27 protein-coding genes are annotated in these 25,538 nt (G+C 66.6%); 9 read left to right on the top strand and 18 right to left on the bottom strand.

All coding sequences use genetic code 11. The features are described from left to right. Positions 1-12 precede the first annotated feature (12 nt). The gene (locus CYR75_RS02475; RefSeq protein ID WP_101498691.1) at positions 13-1,110 is read right to left on the bottom strand and encodes a branched-chain amino acid aminotransferase; all 1,098 of its coding nucleotides are present in this window, start codon (positions 1,108-1,110) and stop codon (positions 13-15) included. Positions 1,111-1,363: 253 nt separating this feature from the next. Here CYR75_RS02475 and CYR75_RS02470 point away from each other — a divergent pair, with 253 nt between their 5' ends. Both CYR75_RS02470 and CYR75_RS02465 read left to right on the top strand, forming a co-directional pair. Then, positions 1,364-1,717 carry a hypothetical protein gene (locus CYR75_RS02470; RefSeq protein ID WP_101498690.1) on the top strand — a complete coding sequence of 118 codons (354 nt, stop codon included), beginning with the start codon at positions 1,364-1,366 and terminating at the stop codon, positions 1,715-1,717. A gap of 93 nt (positions 1,718-1,810) precedes the next feature. Continuing rightward, the gene (locus CYR75_RS02465) at positions 1,811-2,470 is read left to right on the top strand and encodes a Crp/Fnr family transcriptional regulator (RefSeq protein WP_225972806.1); all 660 of its coding nucleotides are present in this window, start codon (positions 1,811-1,813) and stop codon (positions 2,468-2,470) included. Here the strand turns inward: CYR75_RS02465 and CYR75_RS15935 are convergent. The 9 genes from CYR75_RS15935 to CYR75_RS02420 all read right to left on the bottom strand — a co-directional run bounded on the left by CYR75_RS15935 (position 2,420) and on the right by CYR75_RS02420 (position 12,294). Beyond that, entirely contained in the window at positions 2,420-2,737 is a 318-nt protein-coding gene (locus tag CYR75_RS15935; protein WP_158644556.1) for a cytochrome C oxidase subunit IV family protein, read from the bottom strand. The genes CYR75_RS02465 and CYR75_RS15935 overlap by 51 nt on opposite strands. 9 nt (positions 2,738-2,746) lie before the next feature. Then, positions 2,747-3,319: a cytochrome c oxidase subunit 3 gene (locus CYR75_RS02455; RefSeq protein WP_225972805.1), complete on the bottom strand. Its 573-nt coding sequence runs from the start codon at positions 3,317-3,319 to the stop codon at positions 2,747-2,749. Further along, on the bottom strand, positions 3,316-5,280 hold the full coding sequence (locus tag CYR75_RS02450) for a nitric oxide reductase activation protein NorD (protein WP_225972804.1): 1,965 nt from the start codon (positions 5,278-5,280) through the stop codon (positions 3,316-3,318). The genes CYR75_RS02455 and CYR75_RS02450 overlap by 4 nt, the downstream gene beginning before the upstream one ends. A gap of 37 nt (positions 5,281-5,317) precedes the next feature. Next, the gene (locus CYR75_RS02445; protein ID WP_101498687.1) at positions 5,318-6,133 is read right to left on the bottom strand and encodes a CbbQ/NirQ/NorQ/GpvN family protein; all 816 of its coding nucleotides are present in this window, start codon (positions 6,131-6,133) and stop codon (positions 5,318-5,320) included. A gap of 3 nt (positions 6,134-6,136) precedes the next feature. Further along, positions 6,137-7,525 (bottom strand): cbb3-type cytochrome c oxidase subunit I, encoded by a 1,389-nt coding sequence (locus CYR75_RS02440; RefSeq protein WP_101498686.1) that lies wholly within the window; start codon positions 7,523-7,525, stop codon positions 6,137-6,139. Positions 7,526-7,538: 13 nt separating this feature from the next. Beyond that, positions 7,539-7,991, bottom strand: a complete 453-nt coding sequence (locus CYR75_RS02435; RefSeq protein WP_101498685.1) for a c-type cytochrome — start codon at positions 7,989-7,991, stop codon at positions 7,539-7,541. A 96-nt stretch (positions 7,992-8,087) separates the two neighbouring features. Next, positions 8,088-8,969, bottom strand: coding sequence for an FAD:protein FMN transferase (locus CYR75_RS02430; protein ID WP_101498684.1), 882 nt, complete (start codon positions 8,967-8,969; stop codon positions 8,088-8,090). Then, positions 8,966-10,156: an NnrS family protein gene (locus CYR75_RS02425; RefSeq protein WP_101498683.1), complete on the bottom strand. Its 1,191-nt coding sequence runs from the start codon at positions 10,154-10,156 to the stop codon at positions 8,966-8,968. The genes CYR75_RS02430 and CYR75_RS02425 overlap by 4 nt, the downstream gene beginning before the upstream one ends. Continuing rightward, positions 10,153-12,294 (bottom strand): NosR/NirI family protein, encoded by a 2,142-nt coding sequence (locus tag CYR75_RS02420; protein WP_101498682.1) that lies wholly within the window; start codon positions 12,292-12,294, stop codon positions 10,153-10,155. Before CYR75_RS02420 ends, CYR75_RS02425 begins: the two co-directional genes overlap by 4 nt. Before the next feature lie 180 nt (positions 12,295-12,474). Here CYR75_RS02420 and CYR75_RS02415 point away from each other — a divergent pair, with 180 nt between their 5' ends. The 3 genes from CYR75_RS02415 to CYR75_RS02405 all read left to right on the top strand — a co-directional run bounded on the left by CYR75_RS02415 (position 12,475) and on the right by CYR75_RS02405 (position 15,497). Then, positions 12,475-14,340, top strand: coding sequence for a nitrite reductase (locus CYR75_RS02415; RefSeq protein WP_101498681.1), 1,866 nt, complete (start codon positions 12,475-12,477; stop codon positions 14,338-14,340). An 85-nt stretch (positions 14,341-14,425) separates the two neighbouring features. After that, the gene (locus CYR75_RS02410; RefSeq protein ID WP_225972803.1) at positions 14,426-14,704 is read left to right on the top strand and encodes a hypothetical protein; all 279 of its coding nucleotides are present in this window, start codon (positions 14,426-14,428) and stop codon (positions 14,702-14,704) included. 46 nt (positions 14,705-14,750) lie between these two features. Continuing rightward, positions 14,751-15,497 (top strand): sulfite exporter TauE/SafE family protein, encoded by a 747-nt coding sequence (locus CYR75_RS02405; RefSeq protein ID WP_101498680.1) that lies wholly within the window; start codon positions 14,751-14,753, stop codon positions 15,495-15,497. Here CYR75_RS02405 and CYR75_RS02400 read toward each other — a convergent pair. Further along, positions 15,494-15,904, bottom strand: coding sequence for a SufE family protein (locus CYR75_RS02400; protein ID WP_101498679.1), 411 nt, complete (start codon positions 15,902-15,904; stop codon positions 15,494-15,496). The two genes, CYR75_RS02405 and CYR75_RS02400, sit on opposite strands and share 4 nt — an antisense overlap. A gap of 120 nt (positions 15,905-16,024) precedes the next feature. Between CYR75_RS02400 and CYR75_RS02395 the strand changes: the two genes are divergently transcribed. Next, positions 16,025-16,537, top strand: a complete 513-nt coding sequence (locus CYR75_RS02395; RefSeq protein WP_101498678.1) for a hypothetical protein — start codon at positions 16,025-16,027, stop codon at positions 16,535-16,537. Here the strand turns inward: CYR75_RS02395 and CYR75_RS02390 are convergent. The 7 genes from CYR75_RS02390 to rpsB all read right to left on the bottom strand — a co-directional run bounded on the left by CYR75_RS02390 (position 16,534) and on the right by rpsB (position 22,553). Continuing rightward, positions 16,534-17,184, bottom strand: coding sequence for a phosphoribosylanthranilate isomerase (locus CYR75_RS02390; protein WP_101498677.1), 651 nt, complete (start codon positions 17,182-17,184; stop codon positions 16,534-16,536). The two genes, CYR75_RS02395 and CYR75_RS02390, sit on opposite strands and share 4 nt — an antisense overlap. Before the next feature lie 18 nt (positions 17,185-17,202). Beyond that, positions 17,203-17,631, bottom strand: coding sequence for a DUF1049 domain-containing protein (locus tag CYR75_RS02385; protein ID WP_192876673.1), 429 nt, complete (start codon positions 17,629-17,631; stop codon positions 17,203-17,205). 45 nt (positions 17,632-17,676) lie between these two features. Beyond that, complete coding sequence (gene ihfB, locus CYR75_RS02380) at positions 17,677-17,961, bottom strand: integration host factor subunit beta (protein WP_101498676.1); 285 nt, start codon at positions 17,959-17,961, stop codon at positions 17,677-17,679. A gap of 240 nt (positions 17,962-18,201) precedes the next feature. Further along, positions 18,202-19,878 (bottom strand): 30S ribosomal protein S1, encoded by a 1,677-nt coding sequence (rpsA, locus tag CYR75_RS02375; protein ID WP_101498675.1) that lies wholly within the window; start codon positions 19,876-19,878, stop codon positions 18,202-18,204. A 195-nt stretch (positions 19,879-20,073) separates the two neighbouring features. Next, positions 20,074-20,676: a (d)CMP kinase gene (locus CYR75_RS02370; RefSeq protein WP_101498674.1), complete on the bottom strand. Its 603-nt coding sequence runs from the start codon at positions 20,674-20,676 to the stop codon at positions 20,074-20,076. A 152-nt stretch (positions 20,677-20,828) separates the two neighbouring features. Continuing rightward, positions 20,829-21,707, bottom strand: coding sequence for a translation elongation factor Ts (tsf, locus tag CYR75_RS02365; protein WP_101498673.1), 879 nt, complete (start codon positions 21,705-21,707; stop codon positions 20,829-20,831). A gap of 69 nt (positions 21,708-21,776) precedes the next feature. Then, positions 21,777-22,553 carry a 30S ribosomal protein S2 gene (gene rpsB / locus CYR75_RS02360; protein WP_101498672.1) on the bottom strand — a complete coding sequence of 259 codons (777 nt, stop codon included), beginning with the start codon at positions 22,551-22,553 and terminating at the stop codon, positions 21,777-21,779. Positions 22,554-22,874: 321 nt separating this feature from the next. Here rpsB and CYR75_RS15930 point away from each other — a divergent pair, with 321 nt between their 5' ends. From CYR75_RS15930 to CYR75_RS02345, 3 genes are read left to right on the top strand one after another with little or no spacing between them, the layout of a single operon-like run. After that, the gene (locus tag CYR75_RS15930; protein WP_158644555.1) at positions 22,875-23,150 is read left to right on the top strand and encodes an STAS domain-containing protein; all 276 of its coding nucleotides are present in this window, start codon (positions 22,875-22,877) and stop codon (positions 23,148-23,150) included. Continuing rightward, complete coding sequence (locus CYR75_RS02350; RefSeq protein ID WP_101498670.1) at positions 23,147-23,512, top strand: response regulator; 366 nt, start codon at positions 23,147-23,149, stop codon at positions 23,510-23,512. Before CYR75_RS15930 ends, CYR75_RS02350 begins: the two co-directional genes overlap by 4 nt. A gap of 7 nt (positions 23,513-23,519) precedes the next feature. Further along, positions 23,520-25,535, top strand: coding sequence for a chemotaxis protein CheA (locus CYR75_RS02345; protein WP_101498669.1), 2,016 nt, complete (start codon positions 23,520-23,522; stop codon positions 25,533-25,535). The last annotated feature ends 3 nt before the right edge of the window (positions 25,536-25,538 follow it).

Below are 25,538 nucleotides of genomic sequence, written 5' to 3'. Positions count from 1 at the left end.
GCCGGGGTCACGTCAGAACAGGCGGTGCACCCAGCCCTCTGGCCCTTCGGCGCGGCCGAACTGGATATCGGTCAGCGTCTTGCGCAGATCGGCCGTCACCGGCCCCAGCCCGCCATCGCCGATGGTCAGGTCAAAGCCGTTCCCCTTGATCTGCGAGATCGGCGCCACAACGGCAGCGGTCCCGCAGGCGAACACCTCGACCAGCCGGCCCGAGGCCAGATCGTCGCGCCACTGGTCGATGGCATAGGGTTCCTCGCGCACGGTCATGCCCTTGTCGCGGGCCAGACGGATCAGCGAATCGCGGGTGATGCCGGGCAGGATGGTGCCGGTCAGCGGCGGGGTCTGCAGGCTGCCATCGTCAAAGACGAAGAACACGTTCATCCCCGCCAGTTCCTCGATCCAGCGCCGCTCGACCGCGTCGAGGAACACCACCTGCTCGCAACCCTGCCGCGCCGCGTCGGCCTGCGCGGCCAGCGCCGCCGCATAATTGCCGCCGCATTTCGCCGCACCAGTCCCGCCGGGTGCGGCGCGGGTGTAGTTGTCGGACACCCAGACCGACACGCCCGCCACGCCGCCCTTGAAATAGGACCCGACCGGCGAGGCGATCACCGAAAACAGGAAGCTGTCCGAGGGGTGGTTCCCGATCGCGACCTCGGTCCCGATCATGAAGGGGCGCAAATACAGCGACCCCTCGCCCTCGGACGGGATCCATTCGCGGTCGAGGATGGCCAGTTCGGCCACGGCGTCCACGAACATATCCTCGGGCAGTTCGGCCATGGCCAGACGCTTGGCCGAGGCGTTGAAGCGGCGGGCGTTGGCGTCGGGCCGGAACAGCGCCGCGCCGCCATCGGGGTGGCGATAGGCCTTCAGCCCCTCGAAGATCTCGCCGGCGTAATGCAGCACCATCGTCGCCGGGTTCAGCGACAGGTCGTGACGCGCCGTCAGCGCCGCATCATGCCAACCCTTGTCGGCCGAATAGCGGATCGTCACCATGTGGTCGGTCAGATACTTGCCGAACCCCGGTTGCGACAGCATCGCCGCGCGGTCATTGATCCCGACCAACGCCTCTGCCGGCGTCACGGCGAAACTTGTCTGCGAAACCCTGTTCATCCTGCATCCCCTTCACGCCGCCCGCGTCGCGACCATGGCGGCCCCATTGTCGAAATCGCCCCGATATTCCGGCCTCTGGCGGCGCAACGCAAGCCCTGTCGCGGTGCGCCTGCGCCCCGCCTCGCGGCACTGCGGCAACTGGGGCATGTCCATTCCGGCTTGCTTTGTGGTAAAGCAGAAACAAATGGTTACCATCGACAGATGAGTTGAACGCCGTTTCCTGACCGCCAGATTAGCCAGCCCGGGATTTCATATGTCTTTTCACGCCCTGCTTTTGCTGACCGCGCTTGCCGATGGCGACATCCGCATGACCATGTCGCCCATGGAAACCGCAGAGGCCTGCGAATCACAGCGCGAGGTGGTCGGCCAGATCCTCGAGGCGCAGGGGTCCGAGGCGGTCGTCTCGCGCTGCGGCCAGACCGGGCTGCGGCTGACGCCCTATATCCACGGCGTCCCGCCCGAGGCCGCGACCTTCCTGTACCGGGTCGAGGTGGGCGAGACCGGCTTTGACGTCGCGCCGCTGGACGCGCCCGCCGACTGCACCCCCGCGCCCGAGGCCAGCCCGGCGGTCTATTGCGTCCGGTCCTCGCAGCGCGTCCTGCCCTGATCCCGCCTTTTCCCGCCGACCAAAGTCCATTTCCGGAAGTTTTTTGACGTGAACATGAATTCCAAGTCCGTCGAAGCCGCTCAGGCTTCAGCCATGCTCAGCCAACTGCCCGCACCGGTGCTGGAAAACCTGATGGCCAACAGCGTGCAGCGCAGCTTCAGCAGCGGCGAGACGATCTTTCTGCAGGGCGAACCGGCTTATGCGATCTTTCTGATCGTGGAAGGCTGGGTGAAGCTCTACCGCATCTCGACCAGCGGGGCGGAGGCGGTGGTGGCGATCCTCAAGCGCAACCGCAGCTTTGGCGAGGCGGTGGCGCTGCGCGACCAGCCCTATCCCGTCTCGGCCGAGGCGATCAGCGACTGCACGCTGATCCAGATCGACGGCAAGCGCATCCGCCGCCAGATCATCGAGAACCCCGAACTGGGCCTGAACCTGCTTGCCGCCACGCAAGTTCACCTGCATGCGCTGATCGAGCAGGTCGAGCAGTTGAAGGCGCGGTCGGGTGTGCAGCGTCTGGCCGAATTTCTGGTCGATCTGGCCGAGGGGCAGCCCAATCACAACCGCCTGCCCCTGCCCTATAACAAGACGCTGATCGCGGGCCATCTGGGCATCCAGCCCGAAAGCCTGTCGCGCGCCTTTGCCAAGCTGCGCGACCACGGCGTGCGGATCGAGGGCAACCACGCCACCATCGACGATCTCGAGCTACTCCGCGACCTCGCCAATCAGGACAAGGGCCAGCCCTGGGTCCGGTGACGGCTGCACCAGTATCGCCAGCACATACAGCACGCTGGCGGCGATCAGGAACATCGACAGCCCGACCGTGAAGCTGCGCAGCACGTCCGGCGCCTCGGCCAGTTCCAGGTAATCGGACAGGATGATCCGCGCCTTGATCAGCGCGAGGACCAGCACCACCACGCCGGCGACACTTTGCACCGAACCCGGCAGCAGGTGTTGCGACAGCGCGACGGCGGTGGCCAGCAGGCTCAGGGCGATCAGCGAAATCCAGGCGCGTTCCAGCATGACGGTCCCCTATTGCAGCAGGTAGATGATCGGGAACAGCAGCACCCAGACCAGATCGACCATGTGCCAGAATTGCGAACCGGCCTGCACCGGCTCGGGCTGGGGCCGGATCGCGACCAGGATCAGGATGATCACCCCGGCCACCACATGCGCGGCGTGAAAGCCGGTCAGCAGATAGTAAAACGTGAAGAAGCTGTTGGTATCAACGCCGATGCCTTGGCTGACGGCATCGGCATATTCCACCGTCTTCAGCGCGAGAAAAACGACGCCAAGCCCCGCCGCGCCCAGCAGCCACAGCCGCGCGCGCGAGGCGGCCCCATCGCGGACCAGCGCCAGCGCCCGGGCGGCGGCATAGCCCGAGGTCACCAGAACGGCGGTGTTGATCCCCGCCGACAGCCGGTGCAACTGGTCCTGCGAGGTGGCGAAGGTAACGGGATCGGTCAGGCGCAGCACCAGAAACACCAGCAGACAGGCGCTGAACACCGCGATCTCGCTGAGGATCAGCACCCACATGATCAGCTCTCCCGGCAGTTGCCGGAAGCCCGAGACGGGGCGCGTGGGGATGTGCCGTTCCTCGGTCATGCGCCGACCAACTCGCGATAGATCTGCGGCAGCGCTGCGGTCAGCCGGTCGGGATGCGGAATCAGCGCATAGCCGCCCTGCCCGAAGATGCGCGGAAACCAGCTTTTGCCGTCGCGGTCCACGGTGATGCCAAAGACCGAATGCCCGGCCCGGCGCGCCTCGCGCACGGCGCGGGCGCTGTCCTCGATGCCGTGGCGGCCTTCGTAATGGTCCAGATCGTTGGGCTTGCCGTCGGTCAGGATCAGCAGCAGCCGCCGCCTGCGGGCCTGTTTCGTCAGTCCCACCGTCGCGTGGCGGATGCCGGCGCCGAGGCGGGTATAGAATTGCGGCCGCAGCGAGGCGAGGCGGCGCTCGATCGCCGCACTCATCGGTTCGTCGAACGCCTTGCAGTCGGTGACAAAGACCCGGTCGCGCTTCAGCGACGAGAACGCCTGAATCGCGAAATCATCGCCGCAGGCGTCCAGCCCCCAGGACAGCGCGGTCAGCGCCTCGCGTTCGATGTCGATGACCGCACGCCCGGTCACGGCGCTTTCGGTCGAGCGCGAGACGTCGAGCAGGATCGACACCGCCAGATCGCGCGCCACCGGCCGCGACTGCTTCCAGATGCGGTCGCTGCCCTGCCCGGTGGCGCGAATGTCGGTATGCGAGCGCAGCGCCAGATCGTCGTCGAGCTCATCACCGTCCTGATGCCCGGTGGTGACGACCCGGCCCGGCCGCAGCGCCTCGAACTGCCGGCGGACGGCACGGATGCGGGCCTGCGCGGCGGGATCGTCCAGAAACGACGCCTCGGCGGCCTCTTCGGCGGGGTTTGCCAGAACGCGGACGTGATCGGGCAGATAGACGCCCCGGCGGGCGTCCCATTCGGGATAGGTGAATTTCCCCGCCAAGGCCTCGCGGTCGGCATCCTCGGGCGCGAGGTCGAGATGCAGTTTCAGCCGCGTCGCGGGGGCCTTGCTGATCTGGCCCAGACCCAGCTCGTCCTGATCGTCGAGCGCCTTCTTGGCGTCATCCTCGTCATCATCCTCGACCCGGCGGTTGAGGTTCAGGAACTCGGCCCAGCTCAGGATCGCCTCGAACTTGTGCAGGATCAGGCTGTCCTTGCGCGAGGCTTGGTCGCTGTTGCGACGCCGGGCGCGGATGGTCCTGTCGTTATGGCTTTCCTCGGGCGTGCCCTCGGCATCGCGGCTTTCGACGCGCATCGCGTCCGAGGCCGACAGCGTCTCGAGTTCCGGCCACAGCACGACGGGCCGAAAGGGGCGATAGTCGCGGCCGGCGCGCAGGTCCTCGGCCCGGCCGTTCAGCGCCGCCAGCAATTCCTGCGCGCGGGCCGACAGCGGATCGTCGGCGCCCAACTCGCGGCGAACCAGCTCCTCGATCGCGGCCTCGTCGCCCTGCAACCGGGCGACCGGGCGTTGCGACAGGACCACGGCGGCGAGGTCGGTATAAAGCCCGCGCAGCCCCGGCGCCTGGGTCAGCGTCGCCGCGACCACGTCACGGGCGAATTGCAGCCGCGCCAGATCGGCGCGCAGCGGGTCGGTCTGATGGGCGGGCAGCGTGGCATGGGCGGCAGCGGCCGCCAGCCACAGGTAAAGTGCGGCGTTGGCCTGCTGGGTCGGAAACACCGCCAGCCGCAGCGGCAGGCGTAGCGCCTCGCCGTCGAAGCTGGCGCGGGGCAGCGCCTCGGCGTCGGTTCCCAGACGGCGGCGCCAACTGATCCGGTGGCGGCTGACGCGGTCGGCGGCGGGACGCAGTTCGACCGCGTGATCACCGCCCAGCCCGCGAAACAGCACCGCCAGACGAGCCGAGACGTCGTTCAGCATCACCTCGGCCTCGGGATAGTCCGGGGGCGCGTCCAGCCGGCTGGCATAGGCATGCCACAGCTTTCCGACCGATTCCTCCGGCTCCCATGGCTCGATTCCGCGCCAATCCGCGCCCATCCTGATGCCCTTTCCGTTGTTCATCGGGCGGCGGCAGCACAGCCTGCCGCGCCCCTGGGTGTCAGCCGAAGACCGCCACCACCAGATCCAGCAAGCCGCGCTTGACGTCGGGATCGTCGGTCAGCGGCTCGATCATCGCGGCCTCGATGGCGCGGTTCAGCGGCATCCCGTTCGCGATCAGCGTCGCGGCATAGACCACCAGCCGGGTCGAGACGCCCTCTTCCAGATCCTGCCCTTTCAGGCCGCGCAGCTTGCCGGCAAGACGGACCAGCCCGGCGGTGCGGTCGGCATCCAGCCCGGATTCCCGGGTCACGATCTCGATCTCGCGCTCGGCCGAGGGGAACTCGAACTCCATCGCCAGAAAGCGCTGACGCGTCGAAGGCTTCAGCGTCTTGAGGATGTTCTGGTAGCCGGGGTTATAGCTTGCCACCAGCATGAAGCCGGGGGCCGCCTGCAATTCCTCGCCGGTGCGGTCGATGGGCAGGATGCGCCGGTCGTCGGTCAGCGGGTGCAGCACGACGGTCACGTCCTTGCGGGCCTCGACCACCTCGTCGAGATAGCAGATCGCGCCTTCGCGCACGGCGCGGGTCAGCGGGCCATCGACCCAGACCGTCTCGCCGCCCTTCAGCAGAAAGCGCCCGATCAGGTCGGCGGCCGACAGGTCGTCATGGCAGGCGACGGTGTAGAGCTTGCGCCCCAGTCGGTCGGCCATATGCGAGACGAAGCGCGTCTTGCCGCAGCCGGTCGGACCTTTCAGCAGCACCGGCATGTCGGCGGCGGCGGCCGCCTTGAAGACCTCGATCTCGTCGGATTGCGGAAGATAGAAGGGGGCGGTGGCCGCCCCCCCTGTCTGTTCGGGGTTTGAGTACGCGTTCATCACCTACTCCGCCGGCTCATAGGTGACGTCCTTGTGACGCTGCACCGGGCCCGGATCGACGACTTCACGGCCGGGGACCAGAACCGCCCAGATGAACAGCACCGCACCCAGCACGACCGCCACACCGGCGCCGAAGCGCATCCAGTAGAACAGCGCCAGCGCGTCCTGCACATCCATGAAGTAATCCCCCTCGACCCGCTGCAGGTGGGTCTGGATCGTGCCGGCAAAGGTCAGCACGAAGGTCATGAACAGCATCCCGCCCGACATCAGCCAGAAGGACGCCATGTTCAGCACCTGGTTATAGGGATCGCGGTTGCGCATGATCGGCATCGAATAGGTGATGATGGCCAGCACCAGACACACATAGGCACCATAGAAGGACAGGTGACCATGGGCGGCGGTGATCTGCGTGCCGTGGGTAAAGTAGTTCACCCCGTGCAGCGTGTGCAGGAAGCCCCAGACGCCGGCGCCGAAGAACGCAAGCACGGTGCACCCCAGCGACCACAGCAGCGCGGCCTTGTTCGGGTGGTCGCGGCGGCCTTTCCAGACCATCACGAAGGCGAACGACATCATCGCGAAGAAGGGCACGATCTCGAAGCTCGAGAAGATCGAACCGACCCACTGCCAATATGCCGGCATCCCGATCCAGTAATAATGGTGCCCGGTCCCCAGAATGCCCGAGAACAGCGCGGTCGCGACGATGACATACAGCCACTTTTCGACCACTTCACGGTCGACGCCGGTCAGCTTGAGCATCAGGAAGGCCAGGATCGCGGCCATGATCAGTTCCCAGACGCCTTCCACCCACAGGTGGATCACGTACCACCAGTACTGCTTGTCCAGCACCAGGTTGGCCGGGTTGTAGAAGGCGAACAGGAACAGCAGCGCCAGACCCCAGAGGCCCAGCATCAGCACGTTCGAGATCGCGGTCTTGCGGCCCTTCAGCAGGGTCATGCTGACGTTATACAGGAAGATCAGCGCCGCAGCGACGATGCCGATCTTGACCCAGCCCGGCTGTTCAAGGAACTCGCGGCCATGGGTGCCGAACAGCCAGCTGCCCTGAAACAGGTCGAACAGATAGGTGACGACGACGCCCGCGGTGCCCAGCACCAGGATGCCCAGTTGCAGATAGGCCAGCATCGGCGAGTGGATCTCGCGCTCGGCCTCTTCCGGGATCAGGTAATAGGCCGAGCCGAAGAAGCCCAGCAGCAGCCAGACGACCAGGCTGTTGGTGTGCAGCATCCGGACGATGTTGAACGGCAGCAGCTCGGACAGGAAGTTGGGGCTGACATAGATCCAGCCCATGATCAGGCCCATCGTCACCTGCACGGCAAACAATGCCATCGCAGTGACGAAATAGGCCATCGCAATGCGTTGCGAATGGTATTTCATATCGTGCTACCCCTTAGCCCGCGTCATTGGGCGGCCAGCCCTGCGTGTCGATCCGGCCGGTCCACAAAAGAAAATTGGCAAGGTCTTCGTATTCCTTGTCGCTCAGGTTGAACTGCGGCATCTGCCGACGCCCTTCGATCCCGGTGGGCATCGCGTCCATCCAGGTCTTCAGCGATTCCGTCGCAGCCTCGGGGTCGTCCTGCACGCCCCAGCGGGCCATGATGTTCCCCAGTTCGGGCGCGAAATACGCACCCTCGCCCAGCAGCGTATGACAGTTGATGCAGGCGTGTTTTTCCCAGACATGTTTGCCGGAGGCGACGCTGTCGGTCAGCCCTGCCTTATCGGTCGAGGTGTTCCGGGCATAAAGATGGCTATGCACCGTGAGGACACCAAAGATCGCTATGAAGAACAGCGACCCGCCGTAAAACACGTTCCGGGCCATGCTCTTGGTCATGATGTCGCTCATGCCGACGGTCCCTTCATGAAAATTGCGGATAACATTCGATTGGACCTCTGACCTCTCTGAAACCTTGAGGGATGTCAAACACCGGTCACATTTCCGTCACGCTGGGCTGCGCCATTCGAGCCGGGCGTCCGAAAAGCGACGAAGTGCCGCATCCGCGTCCTGATCCGACATCACGCACAGCGCCGTCGACAGCCCGTCCGCCAGCGCGGCGGTGGCGGCACTGACCGAAACCGTGCCGCGCGCAAGGCGCTGACCGCGCGGGTCGAGGATATGGGGCTGATCGCCCGCAGGCCCGATCCGCGTCCCCAACGCCGACGAGGTCGCGAGCGCCCGTTCCTGCAGCCGCAGCCGGCGCAGCATCGCGCCGTCCGGACCGGCGATAGCCACATCCCAGACGCGCTTTCCCAGACCGCGCTGCTCGCCGCTGTCGATCAGCACATCGCCCAGTCCGTGCCGGGCGGCCAGCGCGGCCAGTTGATCCGCCGCCCATCCCTGCGCCAAGCCGTTGAAGGTCAACGCCATTCCCGGCCGCAGCCGGACCCGGTCGGGATCATGTTCGACCTGCGTCCAGCCCGTCAGCCGCCGCGCCTGATCACCGCCCGCCCCACTGGCGCGGGCCAGCCATAGCGGCTGCACGCTGGGATCGAACGCGCCGCCGGTCGCGTCATGCAGACGGTCGGTCAGCGCCAGCAATTCCAGCATCGCCGGGCTGGGGTGGGTCAGGATGCCGCTGCGATTCAGCCGCACAAGTTCCGATTCGCGATGCAGCGAGAATGTCGCCTCGACCCGCCGCAGCAGCGCCTGCGCCTCGGTCAGGAAGCGGCTTGCCTGCCCCGGCGCCGCGCCCTCGATCCGCAGCCGCGTCAGGGCGCCCAGCGCCACGCCCTGCCATTCATGCACCGCGCCCGCCTGCGCCGTGCCGGCGGCACCCAGCACACAGGCCGAGAGAATCAGGAAACGGCGGCGCGAGACGCTCATGCTTCGGCCTTTCCATCGGCGCGGGGGCTGAAGAACACCGGCGACAGCGCCATGACATACAGCCCGAAGGCCACGATCCACAGCACCGCCGAGGCCAGCACGCCCAGATCGTAAAAGCCGGGGAAGCTGGCGGCCAGCCAGCGCAGCAGCACCGCCACCGGCACCAGCACATAGCCGATGGCGACGGCACGCGGCGCGATCAGCGCGCGGCCCGAATGGCCAAGGCTCGCGCGGCTCATCACCGCCAGCGTCATGCCGCCCACGGCCCCGATGCCCAGGATATGCAGCGCCCCGATCTCGGACCCGAGACCCAGCAGCGACAGACCCCACACCAGGAACCCCAGCGCCAGCAGACCGTAACCCGTATGCAGCGCCCAGACGATGGGCTGGTCGCGCAGCACCCAGCCCTGCCAGCCGGCCAGCCGCCCGGCCGTCGCCAGCCCCGCGCCCACCGCCAGCAGCCCCGAGACCAGATCCGGCAGCCCGAACAGCACCGAGGCCGAGGTCAGGATCGGCAGCGCGATCCCGGCCTTTTCCAGCGGCCCGCGCGTCACCGGCAGCCGATCCTCGCGCCCCGCCCGCAGCAGCGCGTTGCGGGTAAAGGCGGGCGTCACCCGCCCGCCAAGGGTCGCGATCATGGCGCAGATCGCCAGCAGCCCGCCGCGCAGCCCCTGCGCCTCGGTTCCGGTCAGGCCCATCCATTGCAGATGGACCAGCAGATCGCCGAGCCAGACCAGCGACAGCAGCAGCAGGAACATCATGTTCTGCGGTTTGGGCCGGCGCAGCAACTGGGTCAGCAGCTTGGCGCCGAGGATCGGCAGGAAGGCCAAATCGAACAGCGCCGTCAGCGCGGGCGGCAGCACCCCCGACAGCGCCACTGCGATGCGGCCGGCCAGCCAGATCGCGAAGACGCCGGCGATGAACGCCTCGGGCGCGGCCTTGGCGCCGGTCCAGTTCGGCACTGCGGTCAGGAAGAACCCGCCAAGCGCCGCCGTGGCAAAGCCAAAGATCATCTCATGCGCGTGCCACATCTGCGGCGACATGGTCAGGCCCAGCTGCCCGGCATCGCCACCTGCGGCGTTGACCGCCAGCCAGATCGACCACACGCCCATCGACAGCACCGCCCAGATCCCCGCGGCCCAGAAGAAGACGCGCCAGCCGGCACGGAACAGGATTGCGGATTTCATGGCGTCACCTCGGGCACAGTGGATGGTGCGGGCCGCGCGGCCGCCGGTTGCGGCGGTGCGGTCCGCGCCCGGCGTTTCAGGACCGGGCAGGTGTTGGGGTCATACATGATGACTTGACAGCGCAGGCACAAGACGCACTCATTGGCGTTGATGCGGCCAAGCGGGTCGATGGCGCCGACGGTGCATTTCGTCTCGCACAGCCGGCACTCGCGCCCGCATTGCGGCCGGCGCTTGAGCCAGTCGAAGATCTTCAGCTTGGCCGGGATCGCCAGCCCGGCGCCGAGCGGGCAGAGATAGCGGCAATAGAACCGCTCGATGAACAGCCCGCCAGCAAGGATCACCAGCACGAACAGCACGAACGGCCAGGCCCGCATGAAGCGCATGGAAATGGCGGTCTTGAAGGGTTCCACCTCGGCCAGGATCAGCGCCTGCTCCATGCTGTAGAAGCTGAGCGCGACAATCGCCACGAACAGCGTGTATTTGATCACCCACAGCCGTTCATGCAGCGCCTGCGGCACGGCGATCTGCTTGATCTTCAGCGCCTGGGCCGCGTTGTTCAACAGCTCTTGCAGCGCGCCGAAGGGGCAGAGCCAGCCGCAGAACACGCCGCGGCCCCAGAACAGCATCCCCAAGGCCACCGCCGACCACAGAAGGAAGATGACCGGCGCGATCAGGAACGTCTCCCACCGGAAGCCGGACAGCAGCGCGTTCAGGAAAGCGACCACCTGCACCACCGAGAGTTGCCCGTTCAGCCCCCAGCCAAGGACGAACAGCGTCACCAGCAGATAGCCGATCCGCACCCGGCGCCAGACCGTCGGCCGGCGCACCAGCCATTCCTGCCCCAGCAGGATCAGCCCCAGCCCGGCCAGCATCACCGCGACGATGCCGACGGCGAGTTTCTTCTGCTGCCAGAACTCGAGCCACAGGGGCGTGTCCACCTGCGGTCGGGTCAAAAAGGCGGCGGGCACGGTGACGGGGACGGTGACGGTCAGCGCGACCTCCTGACCCTCGGTCGCGGCGGGGCGGGTGGCGCGGACCTGCACGGCGAAAGGCTGGCGCGGGTCGATGCCGCCCTCGGCCGGGTCAATATTGACGCGGAACAGGCTGATCTCGCGGAACTCGGGCGCGCCGTCGATCTGCAACTCCGTCACCGGAATGTCGTCATCGGCGGTCGGCTGCAGGCGGGTCTGGTCCTGAACGACGGCGAGCCGCTCGAACTGGCCGTTGCGCTTCCAGTCGGTGCCGCGATGCGAGTGCAGCCCCGACGACATCACCGCCAGCAGCCCCTGCCCCGGCCCGAGGCTGGCGATGGCGGCGTTGTAATCGCGCTGCCCCAGCAGGTTGCGGCCCATGATTGGCGTGTCCACCAGACCGGCATAGATGTCGATGAAGGGCTTGTCGGAGGGCGTCAGCGGGCGGCTCGCGCCCTCCAGCCCCTCGGCTGCCTGCGCCATGCTGAGTGTGACATGGCCGAAACCGCCCATCTGCGTCAACTCGTCCCAGCCCGCCTCGCGCCACAGCAGGCGGTCGACCGCCCCCTGCCCGACGCCCTGCGCCTGCGCCAGGATGCGCCCGCTGCGCATGATCCCGTCGCGGATCACCCCGGTCGAGACGGTGGCGCGGGAAATCACGTCCGGCATCCCCGGATCGCCCGCCTGCGGCAGACGCCCGGTCAGGTCGATCCCGGCAAATCCGTCCACGTAATCGGCGATATCCTGCGGCGAGATGCCCAGCGTCAGCACCGGCTCGCTTTGCCGCATCAGCCGCGCGCCGGCCAGATGCCCGTCCGGCGTCACCGCGATCAGCACGTCGATGGGCCGCCCGGAATAACCGGTCGAGCCGGCAAGTTCCCATGTCGAACCTATCAGGCCCAGGGGCTGGCCGGCGATATCGCTGGCCCGCCATGCCGGGACCGGCGCGTCCTGCCGCGACAGGGTCAGACCGGCGGCATCATGGCCCAGCAGGCTGGCGGCAAGCGCCGCGTCGGGCTGCGCCGGGGCGACATTGGCAAGGGATTCGCCCAGGGGCTGCGGCGCGGCGTCGCATATTCCCGCGCCCGCAAATAACGCGGCCGCCGCGATCAGGAACGCGGCCAGCAGCGTGGCGGGGCGAAAGCGGTCAGGAAATGCTGGCTTCATCGGGGTTCAGCGCCTTTGTCCATCGGATCCGGCGGTCCGTTTCATGCGCTTTTTCTGCATCCGATGTGCGCGTTAGGCCTTAACAACAGTCAAGGCGGGTCACGGCACGCTCACCTAGGCGTGAACTTGTCCACTGAGACGCGCGATTCCGAGCCTGAATTTCATACGGAGAAAGTCAGCATGTTACGTCAGCTTATCCCAACTCGCTCTTCGCTTCTGGCCTCGGCGGCGCTCGCGCTCGTTCTTGGCGCAGGTGCGGGCTATGCCCAGGACGCCGCCACGGCGCCCGCGGAAGCCCCGGCCGAGGCGCCAGCCGAAGCCACCGCCGCTCCGGCGGACGCGCTTCCGCCACCGGCCGACAGCGATGCCCCTACGGCGGATCTGAAAGATCACGCCACCCAACCCCAGGACCGCTACGAGCCGTCTCTGGACATCCTCGCGCAGGAACAGCTTGAGGCCCCCGGTGCCCCCGAAGGCGTCGAGGCCCTTTCGCAGGCCGAGTTCGACGAGGCCAACAAGATCTATTTCGAGCGTTGCGCAGGCTGCCACGGCGTGCTGCGCAAGGGTGCGACGGGCAAGGCCCTGACCCCCGACCTGACGCGCGAGCTGGGTTACGACTATCTGCACAGCTTCATCGAATACGGCTCTCCGGCGGGTATGCCGAACTGGGGAACCTCGGGCCAGCTGACCCCCGAACAGGTCGATATCATGGCGAAATACGTCATGCTGGAACCCGCCGTGCCGCCGGAATGGGGCATGGACAAGATGAAAGAGACCTGGGAGGTCATCGTCGCGCCGGAAGATCGTCCGACCGAAAAGATGAACGACTGGGATCTGGGCAACCTGTTCAGCGTCACGCTGCGCGACGCGGGCCAGATCGCGCTGATCGACGGCGGCAGCTACGAGATCAAGAAGATCATCGACACCGGCTATGCCGTCCATATCAGCCGGATGTCGGCCTCGGGCCGTTATCTGATGGTCATTGGCCGCGACGCCAAGGTGGACATGATCGACCTGTGGATGGAAGACCCTTCGGTCGTCGCCACGATCAAGGTCGGCTCGGAAGCGCGTTCGGTCGAGACCTCGAAGATGGAGGGCTGGGAGGACAAATACGCCATCGCCGGCGCCTATTGGCCGCCCCAATATGTCATCATGGATGGCGCCACGCTCGAGCCGCTGAAGATCGTCTCGACCCGCGGCATGATCTATGACGAGCAGACCTACCACCCCGAACCGCGCGTGGCGGCGATCCTGGGCAGCCACTATCGCCCGGAATTCATCGTCAACATCAAGGAAACCGGCAAGATTCATCTGGTCGACTATACCGACCTGAAGAACCTCAAGATCACCGAGATCGAGGCCGAACGCTTCCTGCATGATGGCGGTCTGGACAGCAGCCACCGCTACTTCATCACCGCGGCGAACGCGCGTGGCAAGCTGGTCGTCATCGACACCAAGGAAGGCACGCTGGAAGCCGTGACCGATACCGGCGGCGAGACCCCGCATCCGGGCCGTGGCGCGAACTTCGAACACCCGACCTTCGGGCCGGTCTGGGCGACCTCGCACCTTGGCGACGATTCGGTGGCGCTGATCGGCACCGACCCCGAAGGCCATGCCGACCAGGCCTGGAAGATCGTGGACAGCTTCCCGGCGCTTGGCGGCGGCTCGCTGTTCGTCAAGACCTATCCGGGCAGCAACCACCTGTATGTCGACGCGACGCTGAACCCCGATGCCGAGATCTCTGCCTCGGTCGCGGTGTTCGACATCGACAAGATGACCGGCGACGGCACCGACCCCGAATTCACGACCCTTCCGATCGTGGAATGGGCCGAGATCACCGACGGTCAGCCGCGCGTGGTGCAGGGTGAGTTCAACAAGGACGGCACCGAAGTCTGGTTCTCGGTCTGGAACGGCAAGGATCAGGAATCGGCCATCGTCGTGGTCGATGACAAGACGCTGGAACTCAAGCATGTCATCAAGGACGAGCGCCTTGTGACGCCGACCGGCAAGTTCAACGTCACGAACACCATGGGCGACATCTACTGATCGTCCAGGAACGACACAGGGGGCGCGCGGGTTACATCCCGCGCGCCCTTGCCTTTTTTGCCCCGGCAGGACAGGACATGACCGCATGACCCACGACTCCCATCACCCGCCCCCGCAGGACAGTCAGCCCGGCGCCGATGACGCGCCCTGGTCGCTGTGGAAGCTGGGGCTGCTGCTTTATCCCTTCGTGTTTCTGGTGGTGTGGATCAACCTGTTCATGCTGGCCCTGATCGGCACCTTTGTCGGGCTGCGCAGCCTGACGACGGCGGAATCGCTGCTGGTCTCGATCCTCGTGGCGCTGCCCGCCTGCTGGCTGTCGGCGCGGTGGGTGCGCCGGCTGCTGGATCGCGCCGCCGAGGACTGACGTTCCGCTCTTCCGCGGGGGCGCGGTCCGTGCCAGCCTGCGCCGCATGTTCGAACTGATTCTCGTTCTTTTCGCTGGGTTTTTCGGGGGGCTGCTGAACGCGATTGCGGGCGGGGGCACCTTCATCACCTTTCCGGCGCTGGTCTTTATCGGCGTGCCGGTCATCGCCGCCAACGCGACCTCGACCGTGGCCGCGATGCCGGGATATCTCTCCGCCGCCATCGGCTTTCGCCGCGACATCGCCGAAATCGAGCGGCCGCTGCTGCTGCGCCTGACCCTGTGGGGGATGCTGGGCGGGTCGATCGGTTCGGGCCTGCTGCTGATTTCGTCGAACGAGGCATTCGCGCTGCTGATCCCCTTCCTGCTTTTGGGGGCGACGCTGGTGTTCCTGCGCGGCCCGCAGATCCGCGAATGGGCCGCTCGGCAACGCGGCGCGGTCACCCCCTTCGGCATCGGGACGCTGATCCCGGTTGCCATCTATGGCGGGTTCTTCAACGGCGGGCTGGGGATCGTGCTGCTGGCGCTGTTCGCCATGTGGGGGATGACCAACCTGCACGCGATGAACGGGCTGAAATGCTGGCTCAGCTTTGCGCTGTCGGTGATTTCCTTCGCGATCTTCGCCGCTGGCGGGCAGATCGTCTGGGCCGAGGGGTTTGCCATGGCCATCGGCACGCTGCTGGGCGGCATCGCCGGTGCGCCGGTCGCGCGGCGCATCCCGGTCCCGGTGCTGCGCGCGCTGATCGGGGCGGTGGGTTTCGGGATGTCGGCGGTGTTTCTGGTCCGGCTGTTCTAGCGGGCCGCCGCCGCGTGCTGCTGGATGCGCGCCACCATCGCGCGCAGGCCGTTCGACCGCTGCGCCGACAGATGCTCTTGCAGGCCCAGCCGACCCAGTTCGGCGGCGGCATCGACCTGCCCCACCTCGTCCAGCGGCAGGCCCGCGAACAGCGAATGGACCACCGCCACCAGCCCGCGCACGATCAGCGCGTCGCTGTCGCCGATAAAGTCAAAGCGTCCGTCCTGGGTGCGCGGCACGATCCAGACCTGGCTGGCGCAGCCATCGACCTTGCTGGCCGGGGTCTGCAGCGCCGGGTCCATCGGCGGCATGTCCTTGCCGATTTCGATCAGGTGCCGATAGCGGTCCTCCCACTCGTCCAGGAATGAGAAGGTTTCGACGAGTTCCTCGAATGCCTCGGTCGCCATGCTGCTGCCCTTTCTGATCTACCCCTCTGCTATCGCGCCCTGACGGCGTCGTCAAAGAGGCTTTGCGCCGCCCGCCCCAATCGCCTATCACTGACGCGAAAACGACAGATGAGACAGATCATGCGCTTCGCCACCCTCGCCCTGACCCTGACCGTGGCCCTTGGCGTTTCGGGGTGCTCGCGATTTGGCAGCGATAGCGGGCTGAACCCACTGGGCTGGTTCCGCAGCGGGTCCTCGCAGCCCACCACGCTAGAGCCGCGCGGCGGCTGGGTGACGCAGGATCAGGATTACCGCCCGCTGGTGCCGCAGATCCTGTCGGCCGGTTTCGAGCCGATCAACGAGGGCAAGCTGCTGATCGTCACCGGCTTTGCCCCGGTCAAGGGCTGGTATGACCTCGAGATCAAAACCGAGCGCGTGCAGCCGGCGAAACAGTTGCGCCCCGATGATGACGGCATCCTGCGGCTGGTGCTGGTCGGCAGCCCGCCCCTGCCCGGCAGCCCCGCGGCCGCGATGCGGGCCAATCCGCAGGTCGACCGGTTGAACGTGGCGCTGCCGATCTCGAACGTGCAGCTCTTGCGGCTGCGCGGGATCGAGGTGCGCTCGGCGACCGGTGGCGTCTCGCTGCGGCCCTAGACGCCCGGCCCGCTGCCCCCGGCGGCGGCGATGAAGCGGCGGATCAGCGCGGCGTCCTTGTGACCCGGCGCGGATTCGACACCGGACGAGACATCGACGATCCGCGCGCCGGTCAGATGAACCGCCTCGGCCACGTTGTCGTGATTCAGCCCGCCGGCCAGCACCCATGGCTTCAGCCATTTGCGCCCGACCAGCAGCCGCCAGTCGAAGGCCAGCCCGTTTCCGCCCGGCAGCACCGCGTCCGGCGGCGGCTTGGCGTCGACCAGCAGCATGTCCGCAACCAGCCCGTAATCCCACAGCGCATCCAGATCGGCAGGGGTCGAGACGCCCACCGCCTTCATCACCGGCAGCCCGGTGCGGGCGCGGATCTGCGAGACCCGCTCGGGCGTCTCGGCCCCGTGCAGTTGCAGGATATCGAGCGGCACGAGGCCCAGCACCCGGTCCAGCAGCGCGTCGTCCGGGTTCACGAACAGCCCCACCCGCGCGATGCCGGGCGGCACCTCGGCGGTCAGGGCGGCCGCCGTCTCGGCGCTGACATTGCGGGGGGATTTCGGAAAGAAGACAAAGCCCAGAAATCCCGCCCCGGCCCGGATCGCGGCATCGACATGCTCGGGCTGGCTCAGCCCGCAGATCTTGACCTGTGCCATGCGTGAAACCTGCGGCGTCTAGCGGCGGACCGGAAGGGCCGGCGTGCGCGGCGAGTTTGTCGCCGGCACCGTGCCCACCGGGGCGGCCGCCGGTGCGGTCTTGGGCCGGTCGATGATCGCCAGCACCTCGTCACGCGGCGCGTGATGCTGCTGACGCAGGGCGCCGACCTCGCGTTCGAGACGCTGCACCTCGAAGGTGCGGCGGGCGGCGATGCTGCGGATATGCGCCTCGCGCAGATATTCCCAGATGAAGCCCACCACGATGCCGAACAGCACCGCCAGCAGCAGGATCATGAACATCGGCAGGGTGACGGTCAGCTGCGTCCCGAAATACTGGTCAAGGCTCGCGGGCAGCAGGCGCAGCGTCGCCATGCCCCGGTTCGCCAGCGCGACGGTCAGCAGGATGACGGCAAGCCCCAGGATGAATAGCAAGCGGATGAAGCGCATCAGCGACCCTCTGAACTGAACCTAGCCGGGACAGGATGTGACAGATCACGCCTCGTCGTTCAACCTGTCGCGCAGCAACTTGCCGGTCTTGAAGAAGGGAACGTGCTTTTCCTCGACCGGGACGGATTCGCCGGTGCGCGGGTTGCGGCCCATCCGCGCCTCGCGCTTCTTGACCGAGAACGCGCCGAAGCCGCGCAGCTCGACCCGTTCGCCGCGCGCCATGGCATCGATGATCTCGTCAAAGATCGTGGCCACGATCCGCTCGACGTCCCGTTGCACAAGATGCGGGTTTTCCTCGGCGATCTTCTGGATGAGTTCCGACCGGATCATGCTGCCCCCAAAGCCATGCGCATCTGAAAGGATAAGGCCAAGCGGCCATGGTGTAAAAGAGGGAACGCGAAAATAATCATTCGGTTGCAGGAAATTTCCCTTTTCTGTCAGGGCACCAGCGGCCAGGGCTGAGGTCACGGCGCGAAAACGGCCCGGCAGACGAAAAAACCCGCCGCCGGAACACGTCCGGCGGCGGGTCGATGCTGTGGCCGACCCCAAGCGGTCAGCCGGGTGCCGATATCAGCGGTTCTTCAGCGCGGCGCCCAGGATGTCGCCCAGCGAGGCGCCCGAATCCGAGCTGCCATACTGTTCCACGGCTTCCTTTTCCTCGGCGATCTCGCGGGCCTTGATCGACAGGCCCAGACGGCGCGATTTCGAGTCGACGTTGGTCACGCGGACGTCGATCTTGTCACCGACGCCGAAACGCTCGGGACGCTGGTCCTGACGGTCGCGGGCCAGATCGCTGCGGCGAATGAACGACTTGGCGCCGTTATATTCGACCTCGATCCCGCCATCCTCGATCGCGGTGACGGCCACGGTGATGACGTCGCCACGGCGCACGCCCTCGACCGCTTCGGCCATGGCTTCGTTTTCGAGCGCCTTGATCGACAGCGAGATACGCTCTTTCTCGATGTCGACTTCCTGCACGACCGCCTTGACGACGTCGCCCTTGCGAAAGTCCTGGATCGCGTCCTCGCCACGGGCATCCCACGAGATGTCCGACAGGTGGACCATGCCGTCGATATCGCCTTCCAGACCCACGAACAGGCCGAATTCGGTGATGTTCTTGACCTCGCCCTCGATCACGGTGCCGGCGGGGTGGGTTTCGGCAAAGACCTCCCACGGGTTGCGCATGGTCTGCTTGAGACCCAGCGACACGCGGCGCTTGGCTTCGTCGATTTCCAGCACCATCACTTCGACTTCCTGGCTGGTCGAGACGATCTTGCCGGGGTGGACGTTCTTCTTGGTCCAGCTCATTTCCGAGACGTGGACCAGACCCTCGATGCCCGCTTCCAGTTCCACGAAGGCGCCGTAATCGGTGATGTTGGTCACGCGGCCGGCATGGACCGAACCGATCGGGAACTTCTCGGCCACGGTATCCCACGGATCGGCCTGCAGCTGCTTCATGCCCAGGCTGATGCGGTGGCTGTCGCGGTTGATCTTGATGACCTGAACCTTGACGGTCTCGCCGATGGCGAGGATCTCGGACGGGTGGTTGACGCGACGCCAGGCCATGTCGGTGACGTGCAGCAGCCCGTCAACACCGCCCAGATCGACGAAGGCGCCGTATTCGGTGATGTTCTTGACGACACCGTCAACGACCTGACCCTCGGACAGGTTCGAGATGACCTCGGCGCGCTGTTCGGCGCGGCTCTCTTCCAGAATGGCGCGGCGCGACACGACGATATTGCCGCGGCGGCGGTCCATTTTCAGGATCTGGAACGGCTGCTTCAGACCCATCAGCGGGCCGGCATCGCGGACCGGGCGGACATCGACCTGGCTGCCGGGCAGGAACGCCACGGCGCCGCCCAGATCGACGGTGAAGCCGCCCTTGACGCGGCCAAAGATGGCGCCTTCGACGCGCTCTTCCGCGGCATAGGCTTTTTCCAGACGATCCCAGGCTTCCTCGCGGCGGGCCTTTTCACGGCTGATCGAGGCTTCGCCGCGCGCGTTTTCCACACGGTCCAGATAAACCTCGACCTCGTCGCCGACGCTCAGCGCCGCGTCTTCGCCCGGATTTGCAAATTCTTTCAGATCGACGCGGCCTTCCATCTTGTAGCCGACATCGATGATGGCCTGTCCTGCCTCGATGGCAATGACCCGACCTTTGACAACCGAACCTTCGTCCGGGGTGTCGATCTCGAGGCTTTCATTCAGCAGCGCCTCGAATTCTTCCATGCTTGCGCGTTCAGCCATAAGCTTGCGATTTCCTTTTCAATGATATGCTGGCCTGACGGTTGGCTCCGCCGGTCTTTATAGTGGTCATCGGGAACGACAAAGGGTCGCGGCACACGCCCGACCCGTCCAAAGCGGCCTGTTCTGGCCATGTCATTACGTCAACCTGCGCGCGATATAGCTGCAAATGCCGGGCTTGGCAAGTCCGGGGGCGGTTCAGCGGCGGGTTGCGGGGGCGCGCAGGCGCGCCCTGACCTCGGCGATGGCGCGGGTGACGGCGTCGGTCACGCTCATTTCCGTGGTGTCGAGGATCACCGCGTCCGCGGCCGGGCGCAGGGGCGCGGCGCTGCGGGCGCTGTCGCGGGCGTCGCGTTCGCGCAGCGCGGCCAGCGTGGCTGCGGGATCGGCCCCGATCTCGGCCGCGCGGCGCTGCGCGCGCACCTCGTCCGAGGCGATGACATACAGCTTCAGATCCGCGTCGGGGCAGATCACCGTCCCGATGTCGCGCCCGTCCAGCACCGCGCCCGGTTCCTGTGCGGCAAATCGGCGCTGGAAATCGGTCAGCGCGTCGCGCACCTCGGGGATGGCGGCGACGCGGCTGGCGGCCTGCCCGGCCTCGTTGCTGCGCAGATCGTCGCGGGTCAGGTCGGCCCCGGTCAGCGCCCGCGCCGCCGCGACCGGATCGCCGCCGCGCGCGCCTACGGCACGATAGAGCAGCCCGGTGTCGAGGTGGTGAAAGCCGAAGCGCCGTGCAATCGCCCGCGCGATGGTGCCCTTGCCCGAGGCGGCGGGTCCGTCAATGGCGATGGTGAACGACATGGTATCCCCGGCGATAGCGGCGTGGGGCCGCGGCCCCCGGAAGGTTGGCCCGATCTGCCACGGCACCGCGCCCGGACGCAAGCGAAAGCGCCGGCCCCGAAGCCGGGACCGGCGCTGAACAGGGGCGCCAAGGCGCCGAAATCATGGAAGGATCAGCTGGCGCCGCGAGTCTTGGCGACCTCGGCTGCGAAATCCTCTTCCCTCTTCTCGATGCCTTCGCCGACGGCCATGCGGACGAATGCCAGCACCTCGACGCCCGCATCCTTGGCGGCCTGCGCCACGGTGACATCGGGGTTGATCACGAATTTCTGGCCCAGCAGGGTCACTTCCTCGAAGTATTTCGACATGCGGCCGGCGATCATCTTCTCGATCACCGCGTCGGGCTTGCCCGATTCGCGCGCCTGTTCGGTCAGCACGGTCTTTTCGCGCTCGACCAGCGCCGGGTCCAGATCGGCCTCGGACAGCGAGGCGGGGCTGGTCGCGGCGACATGCATCGCGATCTGCTTGCCGATCTCGGCATTGTCGCCCTTGAGCGCGACCAGAACACCGATCCGGCCCATGCCTTCGGCGGCGGCATTGTGGACATAGGACACGACGGTGTCGCCCTGCACGGTTTCCATGCGGCGCAGGTCCATCTTTTCGCCGATCTTGGCGACGGCGTCGGTGACGACCTCGGCCACGGTCTTGCCGTTCATTTCGGCGTTGCGCAGCTCATCGACCGAATCGACCGACAGCGCGGTCTGGGCGATGTTGCCGACCATGTCCTGGAACTCGGCGTTCTTGCCGACGAAATCGGTTTCCGAGTTCACCTCGACCGCCACGCCCTTGCCGTCGCGAACCGCGACCGCAACCAGACCTTCGGCCGCGACGCGATCGGATTTCTTGGCCGCCTTGGCCAGACCCTTGGTGCGCAGCCAGTCAACGGCGGCTTCAATGTTGCCGTCGGTTTCGGTCAGCGCCTTCTTGGCGTCCATCATGCCTGCGCCGGTCGATTCGCGCAGTTCCTTCACCATCTGGGCGGTAATCGCCATTTGGCCTCTCCTTAACAATGGGGTCGGACGGGGCAAGGCCCAGCCCGGTGACAATTCGCTGACGCGGGATCAGGCTTCGGCGGCGGCGGGTTCGTCCAGAACCTCGGCCGGGGCTTCGGCCAGCGCGCCCAGATCGACGCCAGCCGCGCCCATCTGTGCCGACATGCCTTCCAGCGCCGCACGGCTGGCCAGGTCGCAGTACAGCGCGATGGCCCGGGCCGCGTCGTCATTGCCGGGGATGATATAGTCCACACCCTCGGGCGAGCAGTTGGTGTCGACGACGGCGACGACCGGGATGCCCAGCTTCTTGGCTTCCAGAATCGCCAGATCTTCCTTGTTCACGTCAATCACGAACAGCAGGTCGGGCAGGCCGCCCATCTCGCGGATGCCGCCCAGCGAGGCTTGCAGCTTGGTCTGCTCGCGCTCGAGCTGCAGACGCTCTTTCTTGGTCAGGCCCTCGGCGCCCTGGCTCATCGTCTCGTCGATGGCCTTGAGGCGGCTGATCGACTGCGAGACGGTCTTCCAGTTGGTCAGCGTGCCACCCAGCCAGCGGTGGTTCATGTAGAACTGCGCCGAGCGTTCGGCCGCGTCCGCGACCGGCTTCTGCGCCTGACGCTTGGTGCCGACGAACAGCACGCGGCCGCCCTTGGCGACGGTGTCGCGGATGACCTTCAGCGCCTGTTCCAGCATTGGAACGGTCTGGGTCAAATCGACGATGTGGATGCCGTTGCGGTCGCCATAGATATATTGCGACATGCGGGGGTTCCAGCGCTGCGTCTGGTGACCATAGTGAACGCCAGCTTCAAGCAGCTGACGCATCGAGAAATCGGGAAGCGCCATGTCCATTTCCTTTCCGGTTTGCGCCTGGGCAGAGGATTTCAGGGTCGCCCCCAACCGGTGGACCTGTCCGGGATGTCTGTCCGGAAGGCCCGCCTCTGCCTGAGAAGTGGGTGGCGCATAGGTCAATCCCCGCGCAAACGCAACCCTTTTCGCACATGGCGCGCGCGTTCGTTCAAGTTTTATGGGCTTTGCGCGTGCACGCGCAACCTCGGCGACCGATCCTTGGGCGCGATAAACCCAAACTTAACATCCGGGTGGCAAGAAGGCGCAAGGAGCCATGCGGATCGGGAATGTGACGATGATCTTGTGCGACATGAAGGACGGGCGATGGACGCGCCGCTGACGCTCGCGCCGCGGCTGGACCTGACGGCAGCGCGCCCGCTGGCCGGGCAGATCGCGGCCACGACCGGCGATCTGATCCTGGACGCGAGCCAGGTCGCGCATCTGGGCGGGCTGTGCCTGCAGATCCTGCTGGCCGCCGCCCGCCAATGCCGTGTCGAGGGGCGGGGATTCGTCATCCGTGACCGCTCGGACGGGTTCGAGGCCGCGCTGCGCCAGTTCGGCGTCGACCCCTGCGATCTCGCGGAAAGGAGCCGGGGATGAGCCTGAATATCCTCGCTGTCGATGACAGCCGGACCATGCGCGACATGCTGCGTCTGTCGCTGACCAATGCGGGCATGACCGTGACCACCGCCGAGGACGGCGTCCACGGGCTCGAGCTGCTCGAGACCATGCAGCCCGACGCCATCATTTCGGATGTGAACATGCCGCGCCTGAACGGCTTTGGCTTCATCGCCGCGATCCGCAAGATCGAGCGTCTGCGCGCCGTCCCGATCCTGATCCTGACCACCGAAAGCGCGCCAGAGCTGAAGGCCCGCGCCCGCAACGCCGGCGCCACGGGCTGGATCGTCAAGCCCTTCGATCCGCAGAAGCTGGTCAGCTCGATCCAGATGGTGACCGGATGATCGCGCCATGACCCACGACCCCATGATCGAGTTGCGCGCCACCTTCTTCGCGGAATGCGAGGAGCTGATCGAGGGGCTGCACGACGCGCTGCAACGCCTGCAGGACGGCTGCACCGACCCCGAAACCGTCAACACGGTGTTCCGCGCCGTCCATTCGATCAAGGGCAATGCCGGCGCCTTCGGTCTGCAAGAGCTGGTCGATTTCGCCCACGGCTTCGAGAGCGCGATGGAAGAGGTGCGGGCGGGCCGGGTGCCGATCACGCCCGAATCGGTCCGCCTGTTCATCTCGGCCGCCGACCGTCTGCAGGATCTGGTCGCGCTGGCGCAGACCGGCGCGCCGCTTGCGGTCGCGCCTGATCTTGTCGGTGGCGAGCCCGCGAGCGGCCTGCCCTCGCCCGAGGATGAGATCGACTTCACGCCGACGCCGCTTGCACTCGATCTGGCCGAGGACGACACCCGCGCCCATCCGCCGATCTGGCTGATCCGCTTTGCCCCGGCCGAGGGGCTGTATCGCAGCGGCAACGAGAGCTTGTGGATTTTGCGCGCGCTGTCGGCCCTTGGCCCCACCACCACCCGCTGCATCCTGCCCGACGATCTGCCGCCCCCGTCCCCGGACAATGCCGAAACGCCGCTGCTGGAGTGGGAGGTAAGGCTGCAGGGCGATGTGACGCGCGAGGATATCGCTCAGGTCTTCGACTTTGTCGCCGATGTCTGCCGCCTCGACGTCACCCAGACTGACGCCCCTCTGGCGTGGCAGCCCGGACCGAACGTGGCCGCCGAAGCCGATACCTCGCCCCCCACCCCACCGACCAGCCATCCCGGCGACGTCTCGCCCACGGTGCGCGTCGATCTGGACCGGATCGACCGGCTGATGAACCAGGTGGGTGAGCTGGTGATCAATCAGGCGATGCTGGCACAGTCGATCGCCGAGGCGGGTCTGAGCCAGCACGCAAGCATCACCAGCGGGCTCGATTCCTTCATGATGCTGACCCGCGACATTCAGGAAAGCGTCATGATGATCCGCGCCCAGCCGGTCAAATTGCTGTTCCAGCGCATGGCCCGCATCGCCCGCGAGGCCTCGGCGAACAGCGGCAAGCAGATCCGCTTCAGGACCGAGGGCGACGCGACCGAGATCGACAAGACCGTGCTGGAACGCCTCTCGGACCCGCTGACCCACATGGTCCGCAACGCCGTCAGCCACGGGATAGAGCCCGCCGCGCAGCGCCTCGCCGCCGGCAAACCGGCAGAGGGCAGCATCACCCTCTCGGCCAGCCATCGCGCCGGCCGGGTGCTGATCGAGATCGCGGATGACGGCGCGGGGATCGACCGGAACAAGGTGCGCGCGGCGGCCATCCAGCGCGGGCTGATCGCCCCGGACGCGCAGTTATGTGATGCCGAGATCGACAACCTGCTGTTCTCGCCCGGTTTCAGCACCGCCGCGCAGCTGTCCTCGCTTTCCGGTCGCGGGGTCGGGATGGATGTGGTGCGCTCGGCGCTGTCGCTGCTGGGGGGCCGCATCGCCATTGCCAGCAGCCCCGGCGCGGGCACGCGGTTCTCGATCTCGCTGCCGCTGACGCTGGCGGTGCTGGACGGAATGGTCGTGTCGGCGGGCGGCCAGACCCTTGTCGTGCCGCTTTCGGCGATCATCGAAACCGCCATGCTGCTGCCCGAGCGGGTTCACCAACTCGGCAGCGGGCGCGCCGTGATGATGATCCGTCAGGACTGCGTGCCGCTGTTCGATCTGGGCGAGAAGCTGGGCTTCCACCCGCGGCGCGAGACCGGGGCCGCGGGCATCGTGATTCTCATCGCGCAAGAGGATGGCCGCCGCGCCGCGCTGATCGTCGACAGGATCATGGAGCAGCGCCAGGTGGTGATCAAAGGCCTCAGCGAGATCCACGGCCGCATCCCCGGCGTGGCGGCGGCGACCATTCTCGGCGACGGCCAGATCGCGCTGATCCTCGATCCCGCCGATCTGGTCGGCCCCGCCGTCCCGCCCCTCCCTCTACTGAAAGCAGCAGGTTAGCCG

This window comes from Paracoccus jeotgali (assembly GCF_002865605.1).
Taxonomy (GTDB): Bacteria; Pseudomonadota; Alphaproteobacteria; order Rhodobacterales; family Rhodobacteraceae; genus Paracoccus; species Paracoccus jeotgali.
This window is presented reverse-complemented; position numbering and strand designations above follow the sequence as displayed.